26 protein-coding genes and 2 pseudogenes are annotated in these 26,136 nt (G+C 51.8%); 7 read left to right on the top strand and 21 right to left on the bottom strand.

Annotated elements, in window-relative coordinates:
- Positions 1-206: pseudogene (locus ACTHS3_RS03060) on the top strand (hypothetical protein); the annotation flags it as partial.
- Positions 207-243: 37 nt separating this feature from the next.
- Here the strand turns inward: ACTHS3_RS03060 and ACTHS3_RS03055 are convergent.
- Complete coding sequence (locus tag ACTHS3_RS03055; RefSeq protein ID WP_049336876.1) at positions 244-1,056, bottom strand: cytochrome C assembly family protein; 813 nt, start codon at positions 1,054-1,056, stop codon at positions 244-246.
- A gap of 182 nt (positions 1,057-1,238) precedes the next feature.
- Here ACTHS3_RS03055 and ffh point away from each other — a divergent pair, with 182 nt between their 5' ends.
- A complete protein-coding gene (gene ffh, locus ACTHS3_RS03050; RefSeq protein ID WP_070624724.1) occupies positions 1,239-2,609 on the top strand; it encodes a signal recognition particle protein in 1,371 nt (456 codons plus the stop codon).
- 99 nt (positions 2,610-2,708) lie between these two features.
- On the opposite strand, the gene ACTHS3_RS03045 is transcribed toward ffh, so the two are convergent.
- From ACTHS3_RS03045 to ACTHS3_RS02980, 14 genes are all read right to left on the bottom strand, one after another.
- Positions 2,709-3,008, bottom strand: coding sequence for a hypothetical protein (locus tag ACTHS3_RS03045; protein ID WP_004520276.1), 300 nt, complete (start codon positions 3,006-3,008; stop codon positions 2,709-2,711).
- Between the two features lie 138 nt (positions 3,009-3,146).
- Positions 3,147-3,842 carry a thiol:disulfide interchange protein DsbA/DsbL gene (locus ACTHS3_RS03040; protein ID WP_188213029.1) on the bottom strand — a complete coding sequence of 232 codons (696 nt, stop codon included), beginning with the start codon at positions 3,840-3,842 and terminating at the stop codon, positions 3,147-3,149.
- Positions 3,843-4,012: 170 nt separating this feature from the next.
- Positions 4,013-6,124: a TonB-dependent receptor gene (locus ACTHS3_RS03035; RefSeq protein ID WP_440367135.1), complete on the bottom strand. Its 2,112-nt coding sequence runs from the start codon at positions 6,122-6,124 to the stop codon at positions 4,013-4,015.
- A gap of 166 nt (positions 6,125-6,290) precedes the next feature.
- The gene (locus ACTHS3_RS03030) at positions 6,291-6,824 is read right to left on the bottom strand and encodes an alpha/beta hydrolase (protein ID WP_440367133.1); all 534 of its coding nucleotides are present in this window, start codon (positions 6,822-6,824) and stop codon (positions 6,291-6,293) included.
- A 10-nt stretch (positions 6,825-6,834) separates the two neighbouring features.
- Entirely contained in the window at positions 6,835-7,179 is a 345-nt protein-coding gene (locus ACTHS3_RS03025; protein WP_003749424.1) for a hypothetical protein, read from the bottom strand.
- Positions 7,166-7,945 (bottom strand): exodeoxyribonuclease III, encoded by a 780-nt coding sequence (locus ACTHS3_RS03020; protein WP_049322320.1) that lies wholly within the window; start codon positions 7,943-7,945, stop codon positions 7,166-7,168. Before ACTHS3_RS03020 ends, ACTHS3_RS03025 begins: the two co-directional genes overlap by 14 nt.
- Before the next feature lie 44 nt (positions 7,946-7,989).
- Positions 7,990-9,303 carry an amino-acid N-acetyltransferase gene (argA, locus tag ACTHS3_RS03015; RefSeq protein ID WP_440367131.1) on the bottom strand — a complete coding sequence of 438 codons (1,314 nt, stop codon included), beginning with the start codon at positions 9,301-9,303 and terminating at the stop codon, positions 7,990-7,992.
- Positions 9,300-9,695, bottom strand: a complete 396-nt coding sequence (locus tag ACTHS3_RS03010) for an MJ0042-type zinc finger domain-containing protein (protein WP_314577538.1) — start codon at positions 9,693-9,695, stop codon at positions 9,300-9,302. The genes argA and ACTHS3_RS03010 overlap by 4 nt, the downstream gene beginning before the upstream one ends.
- 99 nt (positions 9,696-9,794) lie before the next feature.
- Positions 9,795-10,436: an orotate phosphoribosyltransferase gene (gene pyrE / locus ACTHS3_RS03005; RefSeq protein WP_003682682.1), complete on the bottom strand. Its 642-nt coding sequence runs from the start codon at positions 10,434-10,436 to the stop codon at positions 9,795-9,797.
- Positions 10,437-10,581: 145 nt separating this feature from the next.
- A complete protein-coding gene (gene rlmH / locus ACTHS3_RS03000; protein WP_036493712.1) occupies positions 10,582-11,052 on the bottom strand; it encodes a 23S rRNA (pseudouridine(1915)-N(3))-methyltransferase RlmH in 471 nt (156 codons plus the stop codon).
- A 161-nt stretch (positions 11,053-11,213) separates the two neighbouring features.
- Positions 11,214-11,933: a UMP kinase gene (gene pyrH, locus ACTHS3_RS02995; RefSeq protein ID WP_003708812.1), complete on the bottom strand. Its 720-nt coding sequence runs from the start codon at positions 11,931-11,933 to the stop codon at positions 11,214-11,216.
- Positions 11,934-12,155: 222 nt separating this feature from the next.
- Positions 12,156-13,010, bottom strand: coding sequence for a translation elongation factor Ts (gene tsf, locus ACTHS3_RS02990; RefSeq protein ID WP_036493709.1), 855 nt, complete (start codon positions 13,008-13,010; stop codon positions 12,156-12,158).
- A 123-nt stretch (positions 13,011-13,133) separates the two neighbouring features.
- A complete protein-coding gene (gene rpsB, locus ACTHS3_RS02985) occupies positions 13,134-13,862 on the bottom strand; it encodes a 30S ribosomal protein S2 (protein ID WP_002230071.1) in 729 nt (242 codons plus the stop codon).
- A 177-nt stretch (positions 13,863-14,039) separates the two neighbouring features.
- A complete protein-coding gene (locus tag ACTHS3_RS02980; RefSeq protein ID WP_004520263.1) occupies positions 14,040-14,282 on the bottom strand; it encodes a hypothetical protein in 243 nt (80 codons plus the stop codon).
- 78 nt (positions 14,283-14,360) lie between these two features.
- Between ACTHS3_RS02980 and ACTHS3_RS02975 the strand changes: the two genes are divergently transcribed.
- Both ACTHS3_RS02975 and ACTHS3_RS02970 read left to right on the top strand, forming a co-directional pair.
- Complete coding sequence (locus ACTHS3_RS02975) at positions 14,361-14,951, top strand: 5-formyltetrahydrofolate cyclo-ligase (RefSeq protein ID WP_070588228.1); 591 nt, start codon at positions 14,361-14,363, stop codon at positions 14,949-14,951.
- 95 nt (positions 14,952-15,046) lie between these two features.
- Positions 15,047-15,634 (top strand): GNAT family N-acetyltransferase, encoded by a 588-nt coding sequence (locus ACTHS3_RS02970; RefSeq protein ID WP_049336865.1) that lies wholly within the window; start codon positions 15,047-15,049, stop codon positions 15,632-15,634.
- Positions 15,635-15,807: 173 nt separating this feature from the next.
- Here the strand turns inward: ACTHS3_RS02970 and ACTHS3_RS02965 are convergent, their stop codons facing one another.
- From ACTHS3_RS02965 to amgK, 5 genes are all read right to left on the bottom strand, one after another.
- Positions 15,808-17,397 (bottom strand): tannase/feruloyl esterase family alpha/beta hydrolase, encoded by a 1,590-nt coding sequence (locus tag ACTHS3_RS02965; RefSeq protein ID WP_053088472.1) that lies wholly within the window; start codon positions 17,395-17,397, stop codon positions 15,808-15,810.
- Between the two features lie 103 nt (positions 17,398-17,500).
- Positions 17,501-17,632, bottom strand: coding sequence for a phenolic acid decarboxylase (locus ACTHS3_RS02960; RefSeq protein WP_079453712.1), 132 nt, complete (start codon positions 17,630-17,632; stop codon positions 17,501-17,503).
- 79 nt (positions 17,633-17,711) lie between these two features.
- The gene (locus ACTHS3_RS02955; RefSeq protein ID WP_049336864.1) at positions 17,712-18,170 is read right to left on the bottom strand and encodes a hypothetical protein; all 459 of its coding nucleotides are present in this window, start codon (positions 18,168-18,170) and stop codon (positions 17,712-17,714) included.
- Positions 18,171-18,348: 178 nt separating this feature from the next.
- On the bottom strand, positions 18,349-20,244 hold the full coding sequence (gene mnmG, locus ACTHS3_RS02950) for a tRNA uridine-5-carboxymethylaminomethyl(34) synthesis enzyme MnmG (RefSeq protein WP_440367127.1): 1,896 nt from the start codon (positions 20,242-20,244) through the stop codon (positions 18,349-18,351).
- Between the two features lie 84 nt (positions 20,245-20,328).
- A complete protein-coding gene (amgK, locus tag ACTHS3_RS02945; protein ID WP_070588223.1) occupies positions 20,329-21,333 on the bottom strand; it encodes an N-acetylmuramate/N-acetylglucosamine kinase AmgK in 1,005 nt (334 codons plus the stop codon).
- Positions 21,334-21,402: 69 nt separating this feature from the next.
- Here amgK and ACTHS3_RS02940 point away from each other — a divergent pair, with 69 nt between their 5' ends.
- The 3 genes from ACTHS3_RS02940 to ACTHS3_RS02930 all read left to right on the top strand — a co-directional run bounded on the left by ACTHS3_RS02940 (position 21,403) and on the right by ACTHS3_RS02930 (position 25,704).
- A complete protein-coding gene (locus ACTHS3_RS02940) occupies positions 21,403-23,802 on the top strand; it encodes an LPS-assembly protein LptD (protein WP_440367125.1) in 2,400 nt (799 codons plus the stop codon).
- A complete protein-coding gene (locus tag ACTHS3_RS02935) occupies positions 23,799-24,788 on the top strand; it encodes a peptidylprolyl isomerase (protein ID WP_440367123.1) in 990 nt (329 codons plus the stop codon). Before ACTHS3_RS02940 ends, ACTHS3_RS02935 begins: the two co-directional genes overlap by 4 nt.
- Before the next feature lie 106 nt (positions 24,789-24,894).
- Positions 24,895-25,704, top strand: coding sequence for an alpha/beta hydrolase (locus ACTHS3_RS02930; protein ID WP_440367121.1), 810 nt, complete (start codon positions 24,895-24,897; stop codon positions 25,702-25,704).
- A 156-nt stretch (positions 25,705-25,860) separates the two neighbouring features.
- On the opposite strand, the pseudogene ACTHS3_RS02925 reads toward ACTHS3_RS02930, so the two are convergent.
- Positions 25,861-26,136 (bottom strand): annotated as a pseudogene (locus ACTHS3_RS02925) (16S rRNA (cytidine(1402)-2'-O)-methyltransferase); the annotation flags it as partial.

The raw sequence follows: 26,136 nt of genomic DNA, 5'->3' as shown, positions 1-26,136 counted from the left end.
ACTGTCTGCTTCGTTTTCTTCACCGCGTCAGCAGCGAAGAACCGAACTATACGCCTACCTACAAAACCAGTCAACACATTTCACAAAATTATTTTCTGAAATTTAATCACTTCCCTGTTTTAACAGGGTTTTTATTTCTAAAAAAATACTATCAAACTCCCACACTATCCATACATACAAAAAAATACAAACTAAAGGCCGTCTGAAATGCTCTTTCAGACGGCCTTTTTTTATGGTTTCTATTTATCCAATACGTTGAAGGACAATTTCTAGGACAAATTTACTGCCCACATAGGCAAAAATCAGACTGACAAATCCGACAATAGTCCAAACGGCGGCTTTCTTGCCGCGCCATGCGGTCATGCTGTGTTTCAACAATAATGCGCCATAAATCAGCCACGACATAATACTGAAGATGGTTTTATGCGTGAAGGTCATGGGTTTGCCGAAAATGGCTTCGGCAAAAAACGTCCCGCTGATAACTGAATAGGTCAATAAAACGAATCCTGCCCACATACCTTGGAACATAAGTTTTTCCAAACTCAATAATGGCGGCAAGAAACTAACTAATGCGGAAAAACGGCGTTTGTGCAGATTGCGGTCGAGCAAAAGGATCAGGATGGCAAATAAGGTAACGATGCCAAACAATCCGTATGCGAGCAATGATGATGCAATGTGCGATAGCGGCAATAAGTCTACAATTTGACGACCTGTGAAATCTCCCGGGAAAAGGAAACCCAGCAATAAGGTCAATGCAGCACAGGGATACAATAAGAGTTGCACACCGCGCAGACAATAAAAGAAGCTACCCAAGCAGTACATCATCAGCATCAGCCAGACTATCAGGCTGAGCGAATAGCCAAAACCGGTAATCAATACCCTATCCTGCAATACTGGGAACATCAATGCTGCGCCATGTACCAATAATGCGCCACTCAAAATCAGCAGCTCGGTTTTCAGCGGGTAAGATTTATTATTGTGCTTTTTATGTTGCAACCAGGAAAATGCACCCAATCCGGCATACACCAGCATAAGGCAGATTAAGACAATCGGCATAAATATCTTTCTCAATAGAGGTGTGAACACTAGACGGACAGCCGGCAGGGTTTCAGACGGCCTTGGTGTGCGTATTTGTGTTCTTGAAGCATAACTTCGGACTATCGTGTAAAATAATCCGAATTTTATTTTAACAAAGAATGCCCTATATTGGGCAGCTATTCTCATTATCAAGGATAAGTATGTTAGACAACCTAACCAACCGCTTCAGCAAGGTACTTAAAAATATTCGCGGCCAATCAACGCTGACCGAAGACAATATTAAAGAAGCCTTGCGCGAGGTTCGTCTTGCCCTGCTGGAAGCCGACGTTGCATTGCCCGTCGTTAAAGAATTCGTCAACACAGTCAAAGAACAGGCCCTTGGCCAAGAAGTCGTCGGCAGCCTGACGCCTGACCAAGCCTTTATCGGCGTGGTCAACCAAGCCTTAGTCGAATTGATGGGCAAGGAAAACAAAACGCTGGATTTATCGGTTTCACCGCCTGCCATCGTTTTGATGGCCGGTTTGCAGGGTGCCGGTAAAACAACAACCGTCGGCAAACTCGCCCGCCTGCTGAAAAACGATCAGAAGAAAAAAGTCTTGGTGGTATCCGCCGACGTTTACCGCCCTGCCGCGATTGAACAGCTGCGCCTGTTGGCCGAACAGGTCGGCGTGGACTTTTTCCCATCCAACACCAACCAAAAACCGGTTGAGATTGCAACTACCGCCGTTGATTACGCTAAAAAACATTTTTACGATGTATTGATGGTCGATACCGCTGGCCGTTTGGCAATCGATGAAGAGATGATGAACGAAATCAAAGCGCTTCATGCGGCAGTCAACCCGATTGAAACTTTGTTCGTTATTGATGCCATGTTGGGTCAGGATGCGGTGAACACTGCTCAGGCATTTAATGAAGCCCTGCCGCTGACCGGTGTCGTATTGACCAAGATGGACGGTGATTCGCGCGGCGGTGCGGCATTGTCCGTACGCCATGTAACCGGCAAACCGATTAAATTTATCGGTGTCGGCGAGAAAATCAACGGCCTCGAGCCTTTCCATCCCGACCGTCTTGCCAGCCGTATCCTCGGCATGGGCGACGTATTGACCCTGATTGAAGATGTTCAAAAAGGCATTGATGAAGAAGCCGCCGCCAAAATGGCGAAAAAGCTGCAAAAAGGCAAAGGCTTCGACCTCAACGACTTTAAAGAACAAATCCAGCAGATGCGCAATATGGGCGGCTTAGAAAACCTGATGTCGAAAATGCCGGGCGAACTGGGTCAAATATCGAAACAAATCCCCGAAGGCACGGCTGAAAAAGCGATGGGCAAAGTGGAAGCCATCATCAATTCGATGACCCCTAAAGAACGCGCCAACCCCGCCCTGCTCAAAGCCAGCCGCAAACGCCGTATTGCAATGGGTGCGGGTACGACCGTGCAGGAAGTGAACAAATTGCTCAAACAGTTTGAACAAATGCAACAAATGATGAAGATGTTCAGCGGCAACGGTTTGGGCAAACTGATGCGTTTGGCCAAAGGCATGAAGGGAATGAAAGGCATGTTCCCGGGTTTGTAAGCTAATTTGACAGAAAACGCCGTCTGAAAAGTTTCAGACGGCGTTTTTTTACTCTAGCAAGAATTACTGTTCACATAATAACTATGAAATCTATTCCTTTTAAGAATTTTCATAGCGTATCGTTGCCTCTTCCAGCATTTCCCATTGGCCACCACTACCATGGTAGGTTTCGGCACCAAGCCTGAAAACGGCATTGCAGTGCGTACATTGAAAATAATGCACCACGAAATCGTTCCAACCATATATGTCACGATTACCCTGAGAATCTGTATGGGTAATGTAACCGCTGTTAGCGATGGTTTTGGCAACATCAAGGCTGGGACCATAAACTTTGTCGTAGGCTGGAGTAATATCGATAAGCGTGCCGTCTGCTAAACGATCAGAGGCTCGCAGTAACATTTGCGATAATTTTTTCGGAACCCTGATACGAACGGTAGGTCGCAGGTCAGAACAGTAATCACACATGGCTTAGATCTTTCAGTAAAGTAAAGGAAAAAAGATAAGAGACGCGAGACCTTTACTCATTCAGCCTTCAACTTATTGCGGCTTTTTCTGCTCTTCGCGTACTTTGTCCACCAGTTGGTCAATCGTGGTCATGCCGGACTGCCAGTCTTTAAATTCGACTTGGTATTTGCCGCCGACGATAACGGTCGGTGTGCCGCTGATTTGGAATTTATTGGTTAACTCTTCCATTTGAGCAGCACGCGCTTGGCTTTCGGGCGCTTCAAATGCAGCCAATACTTTTTTGCCGTCAAATGCGGTTTGCTCGGACAACCATTTTTTCAGGGTATCGGTATCGGCCAAGTTGATTTTTTGGTTAACCATCGCATCGAAAATATGGCTGTTGGCTTTATCTGATTCACCGGCCATTTCCACTGCGGCCGCCAAACGTGCCAGAGGTTTCATTTCATCACCCCAAACGACATGCTCCCGGCGCATATAGGTATCGTCTTTAAACGTTTTGATGTGTTCGCTCAAAACCGGCTCCAAATGGGCACAATGCGGGCAGAAGTAGCCGAAGAATTCTAATACTTCGATTTTGCCGGCCTGCTGTTGCGGAATCGGGTTGGATAAGACGGTGTAATTGACACCTTCTGTCAATGCGGCAGGGGCTGCCGGAGCGGATGTGCTGCTTTGGGCGCTGTCTGCCGGAACACTGGTTTCCGCCTGTTTGCCGCAAGCGGCCAATGCCAACAGGGTTAATGAAGTCAAGGCTAAGGTTTTCAGTTTCATAGGTATCTCTTTACATTCAAATCAATGGGCGGATTTTATGGCATTTTGTTGGAGGTGTGTTCGATTTGAGTGAAAAAATGTGTTTAGTTTTATTTCAACCTTTATAAAAGGCCGTCTGAAATATGGCTTAGATCATAGCCTTATTTTCAGACGGCCTTTGCCTGGTTTCATCAGAAACGGTAATTTACCCGGGCGGTATAGCCGCGCGGATTACCCGGCATGGCGTCCGAACGCCAATATTTTTGATTGAGCAGATTGGCTGCGGCAAAGGTAACGTTGACGTTTTTATGGTTCCAGACGAGCATGGCATCAACTCGGGCAAAACCGGGAAGCGTGGTCACTTCTTTGTTTCTTGAGTCGTAGCCGTAGCGTTTGCCCGTACCGGTTACGCCGATTTCGCCGTAGAGGTTTTCGGTCGGCGTGTAACGGAAGAACAGGTTGCCGGTAACGTTGCTGGTGTTGTCCAAATGGATGCCCACGCGGTCGGGATTTTCTTTGTCTTCAACGACTTTCGCCTGCATCACACCCAACGATCCGCGCAGGTAGAGTTTTTTGAGGATGATTTGTCCGATGGCGGACAGCTCCACGCCGCGCGAACGGTGTTTGCCGCCGACAGCCCAAGTGTAGGGATCATTTTGCGCGTCGGGGCGGTAGCGGATATTGAAGCGTTCGATTTGATAGGCAGACAACGTAGTGCTGAGGCGGTCGTCCAGCCAACTGCTTTTGACACCGGTTTCGTATTGGCGGGTGTACTCGGGGTCGGCGTTGAACACGGCGGCAGACGAAGTGTCGATGCTCAAATAGCCGCCGCGTCCGCCATAAGGTGCAAAGCCTTTGTTATATGAGGCGTAGAGCGTGTGGGCAGGCGTTACGTTCCACACTGCACCGATATTGGGGCTGAATGAGTGGCCGCTGTATTGGCGGCTGCTGCCGGTGAGTTTGTTTTCGGAATTAAAGGTGTACTTATCGTAACGGCCGCCGAGGACGAATTTCAAATCGGGCGTGGCGGAGAAGATGTTTTGCACGAAAATGCCGTATGAGTCGGCTTTGTGGCGATTTTGGGTCAGGATAGGCTGCAATCTGCCTGAAGCCGGCCAGCTTGTGCGGTCGTAGGGGTCGATGGAGGCGGAAAAGGTGCGGCTGTAACCCAATGTCGGGTTGCGGTGTTCGCGGCTGTAGTCCATGCCTACGGTCAGGTGGTTTTCAAAACGCCCGATGTTGTAGTCGCCGTTGAGTGTGAAGTTGGACGACAGGGTTTTGTTGTCGGTCTGCTGCCAGGCGTAGTTGCGTTTGATTAAGCTGCCGTTTTCGCTGCCTGCATAGAAATGGTCGAAATCCTGCGCCGCCGTACGGTGGGCGAGCTGCCATTGGGCGCGCCATTTGTCGTTGAAGGCGTATTCGAGGTCGGAACGCCAAACTTGCAGCTTGTCTTTGACAAAATCGTTCGGGTGGGCAAAACCCATGCGGTAAGGCAGTCCGAAGCGGTCGTACACGGACTTGGTCGGACTGCGGTCGGGCGTGCGCTCCACATTGTCGTAGGTGTATTGCCCCGTCCATTTCAAGCCGTTGTCGAGTTTGACGGTAATGCTGGGCGAAACCATGACGTTTTTGCTGTCTATGCCGCTGCGGAACGAATTGGCGCGCCCGACTTCGCCGGTGAGGCGGATGGCGACGTTTTTGTTCAGCACTTCGTTGATGTCCATATTCAGGCTGCGGTTTGCCCACGAGCCGTAAACCGCACCGATGTTGCGGCTTTGTTTGAAGTTGGCGTATTTGCTGACCATATTGATGACGCCGCCGCCGTTGGTGCGGCCGTAAAGCACGGAAGACGGGCCTTTCAGGATTTCCACGCGCTCGATGTTGGCGGTACTGCGGCGGACCTGCCCGCTCTCGCGCACGCCGTCGCGGTAAATATCGGAGGCATCGGCTTGGAAGCCGCGCAGGAAAATGCTTTCGCCGCGCATATCGTAGGCAGCATCGATGCCGGCATTGCCTTCGAGGATGGAACTCAAATCGTTCGTGCCGTAGTTTTTGTTTTTCTGGATATTGAGCGTATCGACGGTTTGCGGCGTTTCTTTGATGAGCTGGCCGTTGCGGGTAACGGCGGCTTCGTCGTAGTTGATGTAGCCTTTGAGTACGCTGGTGTCGGACTGCCCAACCACGGAAACGGTGGGCAGCGTGGCGGTGTAATGTTCGCCATTATCCTGCGTATCGGCGGCAGCAACAGGGAAGGAAGCGATAATCAGCGTGGGTAATAAAGCCAAATGAAATGGTATTTGCATTTTTATACTCAATTTAACGAAACAACCGAATTATATTGCTTCACAAAAGAAATGAGAATAGTTTCTTTTAATTATATTTAACATGATATTTGCAAACAAAGGCCGTCTGAAACACATATCGGTTTCAGACGGCCTTCGTTTATTAATATTAATAGATACTGCTACACTACTTACTCAACAACATTTCCTGCATCAGCTTCATGCCCCATTGCCAACCGCCGAGCGCGCCGTTTAACCGGCCGGAATGCGGCGATTGAAGCAGGCGCGCCTGCCAGCGGTCGGCCTGTTCTTGCGCCCAATCGGGTGGCGTACCGTTTGTCTCGGCGATGACCAACGCCGTACGGCAAGGGCAGCGGACACGCTGGAACGTATGGATTTCGTCTTCGGGAAAAGCTTCGGGACGTGGCGAGACCAAAATAATATTGGTCAGGCGTTTTTGCGTCAGGATGTCGGTTTGATACAGCCATGCCAAAAATGCGGACACACCAACACCATGAGCCACGACGGCAATATTTTTGCTGACAATATGCTCAAATGCCGTCTGAATGGCGTGTTGCCATTCGGAAACGGTTTGCCGACCATCGGCTTCGGCAGTTTGAACAATCGGATAGCTGACCGCCCAGCGGTCTATCCACATTTCCGCTTCATCCGCATCGCGTATCAGAAACAGTGCCATTTCTTCGAGTTCGAAGCTCTGCATTTCAGACGGCCTATTTAAGCAAGTCGTTGAGTGTAAATGCAATCAGCAATGCGGCTGGCACGCTGAGGATGGCACAAGTCGCCAGACAAAGTACGATGTTGGCAATCAGCCGCCAACCCTTCCAAGCAAAGCATTTGGCCGCAATCAGCAGGCAAGGCAGTGAAAACAGCAGCCACACCAACGCCCAAGTCGGATTGGCCTTGGTCGGCGCAACCCAGCCGGACATCCGCGCCAGCATAAATATTGCCCACACCAGCATGGGCAGCACAAATGCCGCCACAACCCAAACCGCACCTACGCCGGTTTTACTGTTTATATTCCAGTCGTACTTACCAAAAAACTTATTCGGCAACATAGTCATACTCCACAACTAAAGGGGCGTGATCCGAGAATTTTTCATCTTTATAAACATGTGCGGAAACGGCTTTGGCAGCCAACTCCGGCGTAACCATCTGATAATCGATACGCCACCCGACATCTTTCGCATACGCTTGTCCGCGGTTGCTCCACCAGGTATAGCCCGGCACATCGGGATAAAGTGTGCGCCACATATCCGTCCAACCGAGCTTGTGGATGACTTTGCCTATCCATTCGCGCTCTTCAGGCAAAAAGCCCGAATTTTTCTGATTGCCCTTCCAGTTTTTCAAGTCGATATTTTGGTGGGCAATATTCCAGTCGCCGCAGACGACGATATCGCGTCCTTCATTTTTCATGGCTTCGAGCATGGGATAGAACGCGTCTAAAAAGCGGTATTTCACTTGTTGGCGCTCTTCCGCGCTGCTGCCGCTGGGCAGATACAGCGAAATTACCGACAACTTGCCGAAATCGCAACGGACAAAACGGCCTTCCTTGTCAAATTCTTCAATGCCCATGCCGATTTGCACATTGTCGGGCTTGCGTTTGCTGTACACCGCCACGCCGCTGTAGCCGCGCTTTTCAGCGCAATGCCAGTAGCCGTGCATACCATGCGGATTTTTCATATCGTCCGACAGATCAGCCTCTTGAGCTTTCAGTTCCTGCACGCAGACAATGTCCGCGCCCGATGCGGCAATGTATTCGTAAAAACCTTTTTTATAGGCGGAGCGGATGCCGTTGACGTTGGCAGAGATGATTTTCAACATAAGATTTGAATGATTTTTAAAAACGGATAATAGGATTGAAGTTTTCAGACGGCCTGCAAGTCATAAACAAATACTTTGGAATTGCGGCCGTTGGCATTGTATTCCTGCCGGCGTTCGGCAGGCAGGTCATCGGCAGAGGCCGTCTGAAAGCCCCGTTCGACAAACCATTCGCCTGTGTGTGTGGATAAGGCGAAGAGCGTTTTGATATTTAAGGCGCGCGCTTTTTGGAATAAATGTTCCAACAGCAATTCGCCGTAGCCGCCGTCGCGCGCTTCGGGTGACACCACCAGACAGGCCAATTCGCCGCAATCAGGCTCGGAAAAGGTTTTCAGCGCCACGCAACCGTAAATGTTTTGATCGTGTTCCAATACGGAAAAACTGGAAATATGGTTTTCCAAATACTCGCGGCTGCGGTGTAACAAGATGCCTTGTTCCGCCAGCGGACGGATTAAGGCAATGATGTGCGGAATGTCGTCGCTGCGTGCCTGACGGATGGAAACAAACGGCTCGCGCGCAATAGACGTACCGCTGCCCTCGCGGGTAAACAGCTCGCGCAGCAGGCTGCCGTCCTCGCGGCCGTTGAGAATCTGCACCCGCGATACGCCGTTTTCCAGTGCGCACACTGCCGCATGGAGCAAATCAACCGGCGCATCGGGATTGTCGCGCACCAATTCCTGCACTTCGCCGACAGACAACGTATTGGCCAACGAGCCGTCAGCGCGGCGGATACCGGCTTCTTCGGTCAAGAAAACCAGCTTCTCTGCCTGCAAAGCCATGGCCACTTCCTGCGCGGTTTCGCACATACTCAGATTGAAGGTTTTGCCGCTGTACGAATGCCCCAAAGGACTGATCAGCACCACCGCGCCGCTATCCAAGCGCAAACGGATTTCTTCCGCGTCGATTTTGCGGACGGTACCGGTATAGCCCATGTCCACGCCGTCGATAACACCCAACGGACGGGCGGTAATAAAGTTGCCGCACGCGATAACCGGCGGCTTGCTCCGTTGCTGCGCAGATACGCTGCTGAACAAAGCTGCTTCGACATCGCTGCGGATAATCCCCGCCACTTGCTTCACTTCCATCAAGGTCGCTTCATCGGTAATCCGTCGGCTGCCGCTGTATTTCGGAACAAAATTCCGACCCGAAGCCAATTTGTCGAGCAAATGCCGCGAACCGTGCACCAAGACCAAACGCAAGCCCAAGCTGGCCAACAGATTCAAATCTGCGGCCAAACGGATCAGGGTTTCGCCTTCCAACAGGCTGTCGGTCACGCCGACCACCATGGTTTTGCCGCGCAAATATTGAATATAGGGCGCGGCTTCGCGAAAGCTGGCAACAAAATGGGCGATGTTACTCATAGCAGGGCAAGATAAAAGAGTTGCATAATCAAAACTGTCAGCGCAATCAGCGATGCCAAAGTCCAGTTGAAACCGTCCTTGCGCGTTTTGACCGCCGCCTGCCCTTCCGCTTTGGATTCTTCCTTGAGCGCGCTGTTGAGCAAATCGGAAATTTCTTTGCGCGAAAGTTTGGAATGTTTGAGGATTTGCGCGCCGATGTTATGCACGAGGCGCACATCCGTTACCGCCACAGGCAGATGGGCAGGATCGGCCGGCAGGTTGCCCGACAGATAATCCTTGGCCTTAAACATCCCCGAGCAACGCGTGCAGACCACGAAACCCTGCGCCACGTTCAATTGGGTATCTTTCACCCAATGCGGCGTTTTACAATGAGGACAAGAACAAGCAGGCATGAGTATTTTCCGTAAGTGTATTGAATCAAAAATATATTTTAGCCAATGCTTCAGGCCGTCTGAAAACTGTTTCAGACGACCTGAGCATGATGTTATGGTTTAAACCGCGCCGTAACGTTCGCGATAGGCTTTGACCGGCTCGAAGAAGCCGCCAAATTCGGCATTGTTTTGCAAGAGCGTGAACAAGTCATTCAGGTTGGCAATCGAAACCACCGGCAGGCCGTATTGTTTTTCGACTTCCTGCACCGCCGACAATTCGCCCGTGCCTTTTTCCATGCGGTCGAGCGCAATAGCCACTGCGGCAGGCGTTGCGCCTTCGGCCTCAATCAGTTTGACCGACTCGCGCACGGATGTACCGGCGGAAATCACATCATCGATAATCAGCACGCGGCCTTTCAAAGGCGCACCCACCAACACGCCGCCCTCGCCGTGGTCTTTGGCTTCTTTGCGGTTGTAGGCAAACGGTACGTTTACGCCTTTTTCCGCCAACATCATCGCTGTCGCCGCCGCCAAAATAATGCCTTTATAGGCTGGGCCGAACAGCATATCGAACTTCACGCCGCTGGCAATAATGGCCTCGGCGTAAAACTTCGCCAGCTGCAAAGTCGATGCGCCGTCATTGAACAAACCGGCATTGAAAAAATAAGGCGACTGACGGCCGGCCTTGGTCGTAAATTCGCCGAATTTCAACACGTTTTGTGCCAAAGCGAATTTGAGGAAGTCTTGACGGAAATCGGACATTTGGGTTCTCCCGAAAGATGTTGATTTATCAAAGAAACGATTATAAAGGATTCATGCGGAAAAATCAGGCCGTCTGAAAAACGGGTTCGCCCCGCTTTAAACCGACAAAGCGGCATTGCCGTCTTATCACGGCAATCAAAACAGATTATTCCCGATGGTACGGATGGTTGTGCAAAATCGAAACGGCGCGATAAAGCTGCTCGGTCAGTAAAACGCGCACCATGCCGTGCGGCAGGGTCAGGCTGGAAAGGCGCATCATCATGTTTGCCTGCTGTTTCAAACGGTCGGTCATGCCGTCTGCGCCGCCGATAATAAAGCAGACGTGTTCGCCGTTTTGCTGCCAGCTTTTCAAATGTTGCGCCAATTCGACCGAAGTCGGTGCTTTGCCGCGTTCGTCCAATACCACCAAAAACGCGCCCTGCGGTATGGCTTCCAGCAGGCGTTTTTCTTCAGCCGCCATGCCCTGAGCCGCATTCACACCCGCGCCGCGTTTTTCCGGCTTGATTTCTTTCAGCGCATAATTGACATCGCGCCCGAAGCGTTTGGCGTACTCGCCGACGGCTTCATCGACCCAACGCGGCATTTTCGTACCGACAGCCAAGACGGTGATATTCATGGAGTATCCTTTGTTATCGAATTGTCGGTTGGGCATTATGGTCAAGCAAGTTCTCAACCTTTTCAAACCATGAGCCAATGCCTACGCAACAGACTGAAAATAAAAGGCCGTCTGAAAGCCGAATGTATCCCGTTCGGCTGTTTCAGACGGCCTTTCAATGATTAGCAGTGAACCAGTGTACCTTCGTTTTCGCCGGTTACCACGCGTTTGAGCGAGCCTTCTTTAGCAATGCCAAATACCACGATATTGAGCTTGCGTTCGCGGCAGAGGGCGAAGGCGGTGGCATCCATCACTTTGAGGTTTTTCAACAAGGCTTCGTCAAAAGTAATGGTTTCATAGCGTGTTGCTGATGGATCTTTTTTCGGGTCTGCGGTATAAACGCCGTCAACATTGGTGGCTTTGAGCATCACGTCGCAGTTCATTTCCGCACCGCGCAATGCGGCGGCAGTGTCGGTCGTGAAGAACGGATTACCGGTACCGGCGGCAAAAATCACAACTTTGCCTTCTTCCAAATATTGAATGGCTTTAGGACGGGCGTAAGTTTCAGCGATTTGCTGCATAGACAGTGCGGATTGAACACGCGCTTTGATGCCCAAGGTTTCAAATGCGTCTTTGAGTGCCAAGGCGTTCATCACGGTTGCCATCATGCCCATGTAGTCGGCAGTGGCGCGGTCCATGCTGCCTGCTTGTGCAGATACGCCTCGGAAAATGTTACCGCCGCCGACAACGATACCGACTTGCACGCCCATTCTCACGATTTCGGCAATTTCGCCGACAGTTTGAACGATGGTATCGTGATTGATGCCGAATGGATCAGAGCCCATCAGGGATTCGCCGGAGAGTTTCAGTAATACGCGTTTGTATTTGATTTGCTGTGTCATGGGATACCTTGCTTTCTTGAATGTCGTCGGTCGGGGGGGGCGGGCCGTCTGAATTTTCAAACGGTCGGAATATTAATGATAGGGTGTGTCGGTTTATTATTGTTTTGGTTTTCAGACGGCCTGAATATTCGGCCGTCTTAAATTAGGTACCGTAAACGGTTTTCTCAAAAAAAAGCACCCTGATTCGTTTGGAATCTAGGTGCTTTCTTTTTCATAAGTGCCTTACACTTTAGCAGCGGCAGCAACTTCGGCCGCGTAGTCAACAACGGCTTTCTCGATACCGTCGCCTACTTTGTAGCGTACGAAGCTGATTACTTCAGTGCCGTTTTCTTTAGCGAATTGGGCAACAGTTTGGTCAGGGTTCATCACGAACGCTTGGCCGTTCAGAGTGATTTCAGCCAAGAATTTGCGGATACGGCCTTCAACCATTTTAGCGGCGATTTCGGCAGGTTTGCCGGAAGCAATGGCTTGCTCAGTGTAGATGTGGCGTTCTTTTTCGATGGTTTCGGCATCCACTTCGGCTTCAGATACGCATTGAGGTTTGGCGGCAACGATGTGCATACCGATTTTGCGTGCTACATCTTCAGAGCCTTTGTACTCAACCAATACGCCTTCGGTAGCCAAAGCACCGTGGATGTAGGCAACCAGTTGGTTGGCAGTGTCGATCACTTGGAAGCGGCGAACAGACATGTTTTCGCCCAATTTAGCGATAATGGCTTTACGTTCTGCTTCAACCAGTTCGCTCAGTTCTTCAACGGTAGCCGGTTTTTTCTCGGCAGCAGTTTTCGCAACGAAGTTGGCAAATTCTACGAAGCCGGCGTCTTTAGCAACGAAGTCGGTTTCGCAGTTTACTTCAACCAATGCGCCGACATTGCCGTTGATCGCGTAAGCCAATACGCCTTCGGCAGCAGTACGGCCAGCCAGTTTACCGGCTTTCGCACCAGATTTAATACGCAGGATTTCTTCGGCTTTGTCGAAGTTGCCTTCAGCTTCAACCAAGGCTTTTTTGCATTCCATCATGCCCAGGCCGGTAGCGGCGCGCAGGTCGGCAACCATTTTTGCAGTAATTTCTGCCATTTTGAATCTCCTAGATTTTTGGGAACACGGCCATTGCCGTGTTTGGAAATAGTGGCCGTCTGAAACGGATTTCAGAACGGGATTTGAGAAAAGGGGCATAACGCCCCTCTTCTGTGTACCGAATTACTCGGCAGCAGCTTCTTGGGCAGCGGCTACAGTTTCTTGCAGCGCTTGGTTTTTGCCTTCCAAAACTGCGTCAGCGATGCCGCGGCAGTACAGGCGGATAGCTTTAGCGGAGTCATCGTTACCAGGGATAACGTATTTCACGCCGTCAGGGCTGTTGTTGGTATCGACTACGGCGATAACAGGGATGCCCAGTTTTTCAGCTTCAACCAGAGTACCTTTTTGGTAGCCGGTATCGATAACGAAAATCGCGTCAGGCAGGCCTTTCATGTTTTTGATACCGCCCAAAGAACGTTCCAGTTTTTCAACGTCGCGTTGCATTTCCAGAATTTCTTTTTTGTTGAAACCGCCTTCAGCAGCGTTTTCCAGGGCAGCAGTTTTTTCTTCCAGGCGTTTGATGGATTGCTTAACGGTTTTGTAGTTAGTCAGCATACCACCCAACCAGCGGTAATCAACGAAAGGCATACCGGCACGGGTAGCTTCTTCGCGGATGATGTCGCGGGCTTGGCGTTTAGTACCTACGAACAATACTGTACCTTTGTTGGCAACCAGACGACGTACGGCTTCTTGCGCCTCTTGGAACATCGGCAGGGTTTTTTCCAAGTTTACGATATGGATTTTGTTGCGCGCACCGAAAATGTATTGAGCCATTTTCGGGTTCCAGAAACGGGTTTGGTGACCGAAGTGAACACCGGCTTCAATCATCTGACGCATAGTAATTTGAGACATGTTATTTCCTTGAAAGGGTTAAAGAGCACACATTCAATCGCATAGAACTTGATAGGCGGCGCCTATTGTCAAGCACCCTTCGGCGAAAGTGGGCATAAGTTTTAAAAAATAAAAGAGTGTTTCCGAAATGGAAAACTGACGGATTATAGCGGATAAGAGGCCGTCTGAAAAGGGATTTTATACCTTTCCGTCCTGTTTTTCATCCGTCTGTACCGCCTTTTGGCGAGCCGCTTCAAACTCCGCCTGCTCCTGCCGTTTCATCAGGCGGTTGCGGCGGCGGATGGTCACGACGAAGACCGTGAACACGGTGGGCAACACTGCCCAAAAAACCAAATAAATCAACGCGCGTGCAATACTCGGCTGCGCGGCGGAAAACATCACGGCAACAAAAAGGTAGCCGATGGCGACAATGTGCCACATTGTGTGCGTCCTGTTTGAATGTTAACAAAATCGTTATAATCGCAACATTCTACCGCAATCCCGAAAGGCCGTCTGAAAATGAGGAATCCCGAAAAATCGGCATTACGCAAACAGTTCCGCCGCGCACGCGCCCAAATGAGCGCAGACGAGCGCAACGCCGCCACCGAAACCATCAACCGCCTGCTCAAGCCCTACATCAAAAAAGGACGGAAAATCGGCGTGTATTGGCCGATGGGCAAGGAATTGCGATTGGACGGCTTTGTCCGTGCCGCACAAAAACGCGGCGCAAAACTCTACCTGCCCTATATCGAACCGAACACGCGGCGGATGTGGTTCACCCCCTACCCTGCCGACGGCGCCAAACAAGAACGCAAACGCGGCCGCGCCAAATTGCATGTCCCCCAATTCACCGGCAAAAAAATCCGCGTCCACCAACTCAGCCTACTGATTGTCCCCATCGTCGGCATCGACAAACGCGGCTACCGCCTCGGACAAGCCGGCGGCTATTACGACGCCACTCTCTCCGCCATGAAATACCGCCTGCAAACCCAAACCCTGGGCGTAGGCTTCGGCTGCCAACTGACCGACACACTGCCGACCGAACCGCACGACCTGCCGCTGGACGGGTTTGTATCGGAGTTGGGCGTGCTGGTGTTCAAACATCATTAATCAATAGCTTTCAGACGACCTCAGAGATGCTGTCCGCTAAGACACTATAAAAGGTCGTCTGAAAACTCAAACTATCAAATACAAAGGAAACCTCCATGACTGATTTCTCATCCACTCCCGTTTTATCCTTTGACCGCGTCCGTCTCGAACCTTTAACAACGGCACACGAAGCCGGTTTGCGCGAAGCAGTTTGCGACGGCGAAGTTTGGAAGCTGAACGTAACCACCGCGCCCGAACCCCACCAAGTAGCTGACTATATCCGCACCGCCATACAAACCCGCCTCGCCTTTGCCGTCATCGACGAAGACACGGGAAAAATTGTCGGCTCAACTTCGCTTTACCACATCGACCCCGCCATCCCACGCCTCTACATCGGTTTCACATGGTATGCCCTGTCGGCACAGCGCACGCACATCAATACCGCCTGCAAAATCATGTTGCTCGACTACGTTTTCGACACTTTAAACTGCCGTTGCGTCTGCTGGCAGACCGACAACCTCAATACCGCCTCCCAACGCGCCATCGAACGCTTGGGTGCACACCAAGACGGCATCTTGCGCTGCCACAAGCTGCGGAAAGACGGCAGCGTGCGCGATACGGTTGAATACAGCCTGCTGCGTGAGGAATGGCCGCAGGCAAGGGTAAAACTGCTCGAAAAAGCGGCAGCTTATGACGCGTCCTGAAAAAACGTTTGCTTCTTCATTTTTTCATCAGAACACACCCATCTTGCTGACAATCTGAACTCTTTAAAAAATTAATGAAATAAGGTGTAATACCGTCAATCCCCTGATAAATAAAGGCCGTCTGAAAGTTTCAGACGGCCTTTATTCTGTTTTATATTTCTCTTTTACATCAATCAGCGGCATTCAAAGCTATCTGCTTTATTTTCATTCCCGCCGGTATAAGTGGCGACTTTCGGATAGGCGCAAATCGGCATTTGTTTATTCGGGAAGGATTTCCCTTGTGCAATCATGCGCTCGGGGGCTTGGTTTTTGCCATGCCAATTTTCCAAAAGTGTGAGCGGATCTACATCATTGAAGGCTTGGCCACCGCCGCAGTGGTTCATGCCGGGTATCATAAACAGGCGGCTGAAGCTTTGGGCGCTTGGCGTGTCGGCATTCATTTGGCGGAACCATGCCACTTGGTCTTTGGCGGAAAACACGGGGTCGGACACGCCGGTGATCACAATCAGTTTGCCGCCGCGTGCGCGGAAGCTGCTCAAATCGGTGGACACCGCATCGTTAATTGCGCCGGTTTGGTATGTTTTGGGCGTATCGCGGTCAAAATCGAATTTGCTCAAATCAAAGTTCGGCATGGCGGGAGTCATGAAATACCAAGTAAGCGAACCTGCGCCGAGCGTTACGCCGCGTGAATCAGGCTTGGCGGTTTGCGAGCTGCCGAGCTTCCATTTACGCCAGTCGGGCTGATTCATACCCACATCGTAATACCAGCCGCTGTAAATCTGGTTGCCGCGTGAGTCGCGTGCGCCGTCCATCACGGCTTTAAGGGCTGCGGTTTTGGCGGGGGAGAGACCGGCGTGTTCGGCTTTGAAATCGCAGCTTTCCCATGCGTTAATCACGCCGTCTTTCAGACCGTCGCGTGCGTCGCAGCGGTTTTTCACCGCTTCGCTCACTTTGTCCAAATCAGCTTGGGTCAGGGCATTAGCCAGGATTTTGTTGCCCTGCGCGTCTTTGGGGGCAATTTTCATGAACTGTTGATAATCCCACTGTTGGGCGACGGCAGCACGCGACAGACGGAAGCCGGGATTGGCGGCAATCACACCGTCAAATTCTAAAGGATAGCGTTGTGCGGCCATCATCGCTTCACGTCCGCCGTTGGAGCAGCCCATGAAATAGCTGTGTTTCGGCGCAACGGCATACATCTTTTGAATCAAATGCTTGGCAACGACGGTTACTTTTCCTGTGGACTGGTAAGCGAAGTCTAAACGCGCCTGCTGGTCTGCGCCGAAGTTGGGCGTGGGCGTGGGGTGGCCGCCGTCCATAGAAACTACGGCATAACCGCGCATCAGCGCTGGCGTAGCGGTAGAGGTGCGTACGGGGATACTACCCACGGCGGGCGCAACAAAGCCGTCCACCCCGCCACCGCCTTGAAACAGGAAACCTCCGTTCCAATTTTCAGGTAGCCTGAGTTGGAATTTCGTGCCGTAATGCTTGCCGTCTGCACCGGTGCGCGCGCCAATTTCGCCTTCCACCACGCAATGCGGTTTGGACTGTAAGACATTGGTTGAACCACCAGTGAGGGAAGACATTCTGTCGGCACTGATTTCGCCGTTCGACCATTCGGCTTTAGTGATGACAGTATCGGTGATAGAGATATTTTTCAGGGTAATGCACTGCTTTTGTGCATTTTGAGCGGGTGCTGCATGAACAGCAGAAATTCCGGCCAAAAATAGCACGGCAGCAAATGGGGAAAGTCGGGGTTTCATTGATACAGCTCCAATTTGAAGGTGGGCTTAAGGAATTTAAAAATTCCCGTAACTGAAAAATAAATTGATAAAACTGTCTGGAATGATATTTTTAGACTGCCTTTCAAGGGCGAGTATGGTAATCCATATGTTCGGCATTTTTTACATAAATTTCATAATTCCAGCCGTTATCATAGGGATAAATCAGATGTTTACCGACTAAACCTCTTGAATCTTGTGTATCAAATGTTGCAATTTTACTCCTTTTTACTATTTATCGAGTATTAGTGCCGTAGCAACTGTATTTTTTACCCCGTCGGGCAAAAATACAGTTGCTACAGAATACGGCTTTTCCAAGCTTGAAACTGATGAAATCCGTTTAAAAGCAGCATTTGCAACTCTTCTCCAGAAGATATGACGGTATAGTTATCACTATATTCTTCCGGCAAATGTTGTGCAGTGTCTTGTTCTAATAAGATCAATAAGGGTTCAGTATCGCTAAATTGCGGATTAACAATCACCCAATCCGCAGCATGGCACAACTCATAGATGAAACTACACTCCTCATCCGTTAAATATGCATGGCCAATATTTCCTTCAAACTGGCATTCCCTATCATTGAAATCCGTTATTTCCAAATCTGTGGAACAGTTATCAAACTCTAAATAGTTGCCGTCCTTATCACGAAGGCAGCTATCTAGTCCCCTGCTGTTTAAAAATGATTTTGCACCTTCACGGTTGCCGTCTACCTGTTCGCCATTTTCAAAGCGGTAAAAATATAGGGAAAAGCCCATTGTTACTCCTTATTTAATTTTCAGGTTGGGTTTTACACATCAATTTTAATGTGTAGGCTGCTTTTGTAGACTTTGAAAACCTACCGCAAGTCAGATTCTTGAATCTGACATCTTGTAGTAACAGATGTGTCGAAACACAAGAATTATCCGACCTGCGGCTGCTCCGCGTTCAGGTAACTTACTTCGCATCTTTAAACCCGCGCTTCAAATGCACCATCAGCAAAGCCACTGCTGCGGGGGTTACGCCGGAAATGCGGCTGGCTTGGCCGACGGTTTCGGGTTTGTGCTGGTTGAGCTTTTGCTGCACTTCTGCCGACAAACCTTTAACCTTGCTGTAATCAATATCCTCGGGCAGCTTTAAGGTTTCGATGTCGCGGCGGCTGTCGATTTCTTCGTTTTGGCGGTCGATATAGCCTTGGTATTTGACTTGGATTTCGACTTGTTCGACCACGCTGTCGGCAAGTGCGGTTTCAGGTTGTGCGTCGGGCAGGGTCATCAGCGCGGCGTAGTCGAGGTTCGGACGGCGCAGGAGGTCGTGCAGGTTGGCTTCGCGGCTGAGTTTTTGGCCGAATACGCGCAGCTGCTCTTCTTCGGCGAGTTTTTGCGGCGTGTACCACGTTGTTTTCAAACGTTGGATTTCGCGTTCGATAGCTTCGCGTTTTTCGTTGAACATACGCCATTGTTCTTCACCCACCAAGCCGATTTTGTAGCCGTCCTCGGTCAGGCGCATATCGGCGTTGTCTTCCCTGAGTTGCAGGCGGTATTCGGCGCGGCTGGTGAACATTCGGTAAGGTTCGTTCACGCCTTTGGTGATGAGGTCGTCCACCAATACGCCGAGATAGGCTTGTTCGCGGTGCAACAGGAGCGGGTCTTGTTCGCGGATGTATTGCACGGCGTTTGCGCCTGCGAGCAGGCCTTGCGCGGCGGCTTCTTCGTAGCCGGTCGTGCCGTTGATTTGTCCGGCAAAGAAGAGGCCTTGGATGGTTTTGGTTTCGAGGCTGGCTTTAAGGTTGCGCGGATCGAAATAGTCGTATTCGATGGCGTAGCCGGGGCGCAGGATATGGGCGTTTTCAAGGCCTTTCATGCTGCGCACAAGGGCGATTTGGATGTCGAACGGCAGGCTGGTGGAGATACCGTTGGGGTAGTATTCGTGCGTAGTCAAACCTTCTGGCTCAAGAAAAATCTGGTGGCTGTCTTTATCGGCGAAGCGGTTGATTTTGTCTTCGATAGACGGACAATAACGCGGGCCGACGCCTTCGATTTTGCCGGTAAACATCGGGCTGCGGTCGAAGCCTGAACGGATAATTTCGTGTGTTTTCAAATTGGTATGCGTAATCCAGCAGGACACTTGGCGCGGGTGCATATCGGCGCTGCCGCGTACAGACATTACGGGAACGGGTGTGTCGCCGGGCTGTTCGGTCAGTTGGGAGAAATCAATCGTGCGTCCGTCAATACGCGGCGGCGTGCCGGTTTTCAGACGGCCTTGCGGCAGGTTCAATTCGCGCAAACGGCCGCCTAATGATTTGGCGGCTGGATCGCCCGCGCGGCCGCCTTCGTAGTTTTCCAAACCGATGTGGATTTTGCCGGACAAAAACGTGCCGGCGGTCAACACGACAGCGCGTGCTTTAAACTCCACGCCCATCGCAGTAACCACGCCGCTGATGCGTTCGCCGTCGAGCGTTACGTCTTCGACGGCTTGTTGGAAAAGGTCGAGGTTTTCTTGGTTTTCCAACATTTCGCGGATGGCGGCTTTATATAGGATACGGTCGGCCTGCGCGCGCGTAGCTCGCACCGCCGCGCCTTTGCTGGCATTCAAGCGGCGGAATTGGATACCGGATTTGTCGGTTGCCAATGCCATTGCGCCGCCCAATGCGTCGAGTTCGCGTACGAGGTGGCCTTTGCCGATACCGCCGATGGAGGGGTTGCACGACATTTGGCCGAGGGTTTCGATGTTGTGTGAGAGCAGCAGGGTTTGCGCACCCATGCGTGCGGCGGCAAGCGCGGCTTCGGTACCGGCATGGCCGCCACCGACGACAATCACGTCGTAGGTTTTGGGGTAAATCATGTAAGTCATGTTTATGTGTTCTGTAAAGGTTTCAGACGGCCTTTTGTTGATCAGGCCGTCTGAAAAGTGGAATCAAATCTTAAAAAACCAAGCTTAGAAGGTATAGCCTGTTTCCAATTCGTCATCGCCAACCAATTCGACCAGCAACGCATACAGCGGCGCCAAATCGTTGTAACGGCGGGATACGCGGCGCAAGTAGTTCAAGAAGCGCGGGATTTCAGGACGGTATTTGTCTTTGCCGTCGCGGTAGTACAGACGGGCAAAAATACCGGCCACTTTCAAATGGCGTTGTACGCCCATCCATTCAAACCAGCGGTAGAACTCGTCAAACTCGGCAGGCACAGGCAGCTGGGCAGCGCGTGCTTTTTCCCAGTAACGGATGACCAAGTCCAATACAAATTCTTCTTCCCATTCGATAAATGCATCGCGCAGCAGCGACACCAAATCATAGGAAATTGGGCCGTAAAGCGCGTCTTGGAAGTCCAACACGCCCGGACGGCCTTTTGCCAGCATCAGATTGCGGACAATAAAGTCGCGGTGGACATACACTTTAGGCTGAGCCAACAGGGGCGGCAGCAGCATATCGACAGTTTGCTGCCACAACTGGCGTTGTTTGAAGGTCAACTCGCGGCCCAATTCTTTGGCCACAAACCATTCGGGGAACAGGTTAATCTCGCGCAGCATGACTTCGCGGTCGTATTCCGGCAGTTTGCCGGGTTGGCTGGCTTTTTGTAGTTCGATCAGTTCATCGATGGCTTCGAGCAGCAGAGCTTTGTGGGCGGTTTCACTGTTTTCCTGATTCATGGCGGTCAGGAATGTGGTATTGCCCAAATCGTTCAACACCATAAAGCCCAACGCTTCATCCACATGAAGCACTTGCGGCACATTGACCATGTTAAACAGTTTTTGCACTTTCAAATAAGGCGCAACACTCATCTTCTCAGGAGGCGCGTCCATACAGATAACGGTCTGGCCGTCTGAAAACGTCGCACGGAAATAACGGCGGAAGTCGGCATCGGCTGCCGCAAAGCTCAATTCGAACGGCTGGTTCGGGTAAACAGACTCCAGCCAGTTTTGTAATTCGGTTTGTCGTTGCATAGCGGTATCGCAGAATTTCAGGTTACAATAACCGCTATTCTAACTGGCAAACCGATTTAAGGGGCGATTTTGGCTCGTTTATTTTCACTCAAACCCTTGGTACTCGCCTTAATTATGGGCTTTGGCGCAACAGCCGTGCGCGCGGAAGATGCTTCTGTTCCGCAGGCGGAAGACTATACCCCTGCCCACACCGCCGAATCCAAACCGGCAAAAACCGGCCAAAGCGAAGCCGATCCGCTTTCCTTGGGCAGCACTTGCCTGTTTTGCGACCATGAAGATGCCAAGCCGGCCGAAACCGCCGAAATCAAACGCAGCGGCGAGCCAGCCCTGCCTGCCGATTACACCCGCGTCAACGCCGATAAAATAGAAGGCCAGACCCAAGTCGGCGTCCGTGCCGAAGGCGACGTCATTGTCGAGCGCAATGCCGATGTTCTCAATGCCGATTGGGCGCAATACGACCAAGCCACCGATACCGTTACCGCCGGCGACCGCTTTACCCTGTATCAAAACGGTTCGACCGTATCCGGCGACCAATTGGTTTACAACCTCAAAAACCAAACCGGTTCCGGCACCGCCGTGCGCCTCAATACCGAACAAGGCGGCCGCCGCCTTCAAAGTGTCAGCGAAAAAGCCGAACTCAAAGGCAAAGGCCTCTATAAACTCATCAATACCAAATTCAACACCTGTTCGCCCGGCGATGCCAGCTGGTATATCCAAGCGCAAAGCATCGAAGCCGATGAATCGACAGGCATCGGCGTGGCCAAACACGCTTCGCTGGTATTCGGCGGCGTCCCCGTCCTCTACACGCCTTGGGCGGACTTCCCCATCAACGGCAACCGCAAAAGCGGCCTGCTCGTTCCGACCATTACCACCGGTTCAGACGGCCTTGAGCTGAGCCTGCCCTACTACTTCAACCTTGCGCCGAATTTGGATGCCACCATCCGCCCGGGCATCATCAGCAAACGCGGCGTGCAACTGGGCGGCCAAGTGCGTTATCTGCAACCGAATTACAGCGGCGAAGTCGATGGCGACTGGATGCCGAACGACCAAAAAAGCGTCCACAACAACCGCTACCAGTTCAAATGGAAACACCAGCAGCAGCTGAACAGCAAAATCAGCGGCGGCATCAACTACAACCAAGTTTCCGACGATGATTACTACCGCGACTTCTACGGCCGAGAAGACATCGCGCGCAACGTCAACCTCGACCGTCAGGCATGGCTCAATTACAGCGACAAACTGCTAGGCGGCAGCTTCGACGGCTCGTTGCGCGTACAAAAATATCAAACGCTGGCCAACCAAGACGGCTATAAAGACGAGCCTTATGCCATCATGCCTCGCCTGACCGGCCGTTGGCAAAGCCATATCGGCAAGGCGCAACTTAACGTATTAGGCCAATTCACCCGTTTTGACCACGATACCAAGCAAGACGGCAGCCGCGTGGTGCTCTACCCAAGCGTTAAATGGGACTTCCACAACCAATGGGGCTACATCCGGCCTAAAGTCGGCGTACACGCCACTTATTACAGCCTCAACAGCTTCAACGGCCAAAGCAGCCGCAATGTCAGCCGCGTCCTGCCAATCATCAACGTCGACAGCGGCCTGACCTTCGAGCGCAGGGCCCGTCTCTTCGGCGGAGAATACCTGCAAACGCTCGAACCGCGCCTGTTTTACAACTACATTCCGACCAAGTCCCAAAACGACCTGCCCAATTTCGACAGCTCCGAAAACAGCTTTACCTATTCGCAGCTGTTCCGCGAAAACCTGTATTCGGGCAACGACCGCATCAATTCTGCCAACAGCCTGACGCTGGCCACACAAAGCCGCATCCTCAACCCCAACACCGGTGCGGAACTCTTCCGTGCAGGTATCGGCCAGAAGTTTTACTTCAAAAACGACAACGTCCTGCCTGACGGCAGCGTCAGCCGTTATCCGCGCAGTCAGTCCGACTGGGTAGCCTTTGCACACGGCAACATTACCCCGAGCATCCGCATCGACTTGGACATCCACTACAACCAAAACCAAAGCCGTGCCGAAAGCTACGCCGCAGGGATTGCCTACAACCCCGAACCCGGCAAAGTCTTAAGCGCGCGCTACAAATACGGACGCAACGAGCGCATCTATCTGCAAGCCAACGGCGACTATTTCTACGACAAACTCAGCCAAGTCGACCTTGCCGCCCAATGGCCGTTGAGCAAAAACCTATACGCCGTCGCCCGTTACAACTACGAAATCGAAGCCAAAAAACCGCTGGAAATGCTCATCGGTGCAGAATACAAAAGCAACTGCGGCTGCTGGAGCGCGAGCTTGGTCGGCCAACGCTATGTTACCGGCGAAAACAGCCACAAAAACGCCGTATTCTTCAACCTCCAACTCAAAGACTTGAGCAATATCGGCAACAACCCATTCGAAAAACTCCGCTTAGCCATTCCCGGTTACAGCAAAACCAACGAGGTAGTCAAACAATGAACTTCAAACCCCTGATTCTCGTCGCCGCACTCACTCTCGCAGTAGGCGCACACGCCGCCCCTAAAGCCAAAGCGACCAAAGCGCGTGCCAACAAAACTCCAGTCGTCAGCGCCACCACCATGCCTGCCGTACAAAGCGGCGTACATCTTTCAGACGGCATTGCCACAGTTGTCGACAACGAAGTCATTACCCACCGCCAAGTAGAACAAGCCGTAGCACAAGCGCGTCAAACCATGCCGAAAGGCACACAAATGGACGCCAACGAGCTGCGCCAACAGGTTTTGGCACAAATGATCAACCAATCCCTGATCCTCCAAGCCGGCAAACGCCGCAACATCCAAGCGACCGATAGCGAAATTGAAGCCGTCATCGCGCACAACCCCAACATCAAAAATCCTTCTGCCGCCGTCCGTCAAGACATCGCCGACAGCATTATTGTTGAAAAAGTGCGCCAACAGGCCATCATGCAAAACAGCCGCGTCAGCGACTCCGAAGTAGCACGCTACATCGAGCAGGCCAAACAACAAGGCATCACCCTGCCCGAAGCCGACCCTGTGCGCCAATATCATGCCCAACACATCCTCATTAAAGCCGACAACGATAATGCCGCCGTCGGCGCAGAAAGCACCATCCGCAAAATCTACTCACAAGCCCGCAGCGGCGCAGATTTCGGCGGTTTGGCACGCCAATACTCGCAAGACGGCAGCGCCGGCAACGGCGGCGACTTGGGCTGGTTTGCCGACGGCATGATGGTTGCCCCATTTGAAGAAGCCGTCCACAAACTCAAACCCGGCCAAATCAGCGCCCCTGTCCGCACCCAATTCGGCTGGCACATCATCAAGCTGAACGACGTCCGCGAAGCAGGTACGCCTGAAGAGCGCCAACAAAACGCCGTCCGCCAATACCTGTCCCAACAAAAAGCGCAACAGGCGACCACCAACCTCCTGCGCGAACTGCACAGCAGCTCCTACGTTGACGTACGCTAATTGCGCGTATTGTTAAAAAGGCAGAAATCCGTACAATAAGGCCGTCTGAAAACCATTATTCAGACGGCCTTTTCCCTTAAGCAACCATTGATTAAAGCACCCCATCATGTCCATCCGTCCTAACTGGCAAGCCGCCACCCTGCTGCAAGCCGAAGAAACCGCCCTTACTTCCGCCCACACCGGCCGCACCTACCGCATTCAAGCCGCGGCACTCGGCGAGCGTCCGGCAGGCGGCTATCCCGTACTGTATATTCTTGACGGGGATGCCTTTTTCCCTGCCATCCTCAATATGGCGCAATCCCTGCTCATCAACCCCATCACCAAAAGCCATGCCGCCTGTCTGATTGTCGGCATCGGCTATACCGGCGGCACCATCCGCGACTTAAGCCAACGCGCCCTCGACTACACGCCGCCGCTGCCCGACAACGCGCCCGAATCCGAACGCAAACAATACGGCCAAGCCGACCGCTTCAGCCGCTTTATCGATGACGAACTCTCCGCCCTGCTCGACGGCAAATACCGCATCGATACCCAAAACCAAGCCGTCTTCGGCCATTCATTCGGCGCCTTGTACGGCCTCTATTCCCTGTTCACCCGCCCCGAACGCTTCCGCCATTATTTGCTGGTGTCGCCGTCTATCTGGTGGCAAGACCGCCGCGTACTCGATTGGCTGCCCGGCACATTGCCGCAAGGAATCGGCATCCGCCTCGGTGCAGGAGAACATGAAGGCAGAAACAACCGCCCCGACCAAACCAGCCGCGGCATGGTTGCACAAGCCAAAATCCTTGCCGGCACTTTGCACCATCTCGGCGCAGATGTCCGCTTTACCCTCTACCCCAACGCCAATCACGGCAACGCCCCGTTTTACGCCCTGACCGACTGCATCGAATATTTGCGCAACGCATGGCAGCGTTGAAACAGGTTTGCCAAACATTGAGGCCGTCTGAAACGCAAACTTAGAAGCGTATTGAACCTATCGGATCAATTTGAAATCCTCTAAAATCCAATCAAAAAAGGCCGTCTGAAATCCATTGTTCAGACGGCCTTTGATATACGGTTTGCCAATCAGCCATTATCCCTGCTTTTTCCATTCCAAAGCCAAATCATACAGCGCCTTTTTATTCTCGCCGGTAATCTTGGCGGCAAGCTCGGCGGCCTGTTTGGTCGGCAACTCGGCCGCAAGGATTTTCATGGTATTTTGTGCCGCCTCGGGCAAATCGCTGTGTTTCTCTTTCACGGCAGGGTGCAACACCAACACCATCTCGCCGCGCGTTTGGTTGCTGTCGTTTTTAAGGGCGGCTTGGATTTCGGCAACCGTGCCGCTGAGGAAGGTTTCAAACGTTTTGGT

Source organism: Neisseria sp. P0009.S007 (genome assembly GCF_051962515.1).
Note: the sequence above shows the minus strand (reverse complement) of the source record. Positions and strands in the feature narration are given on the sequence as shown.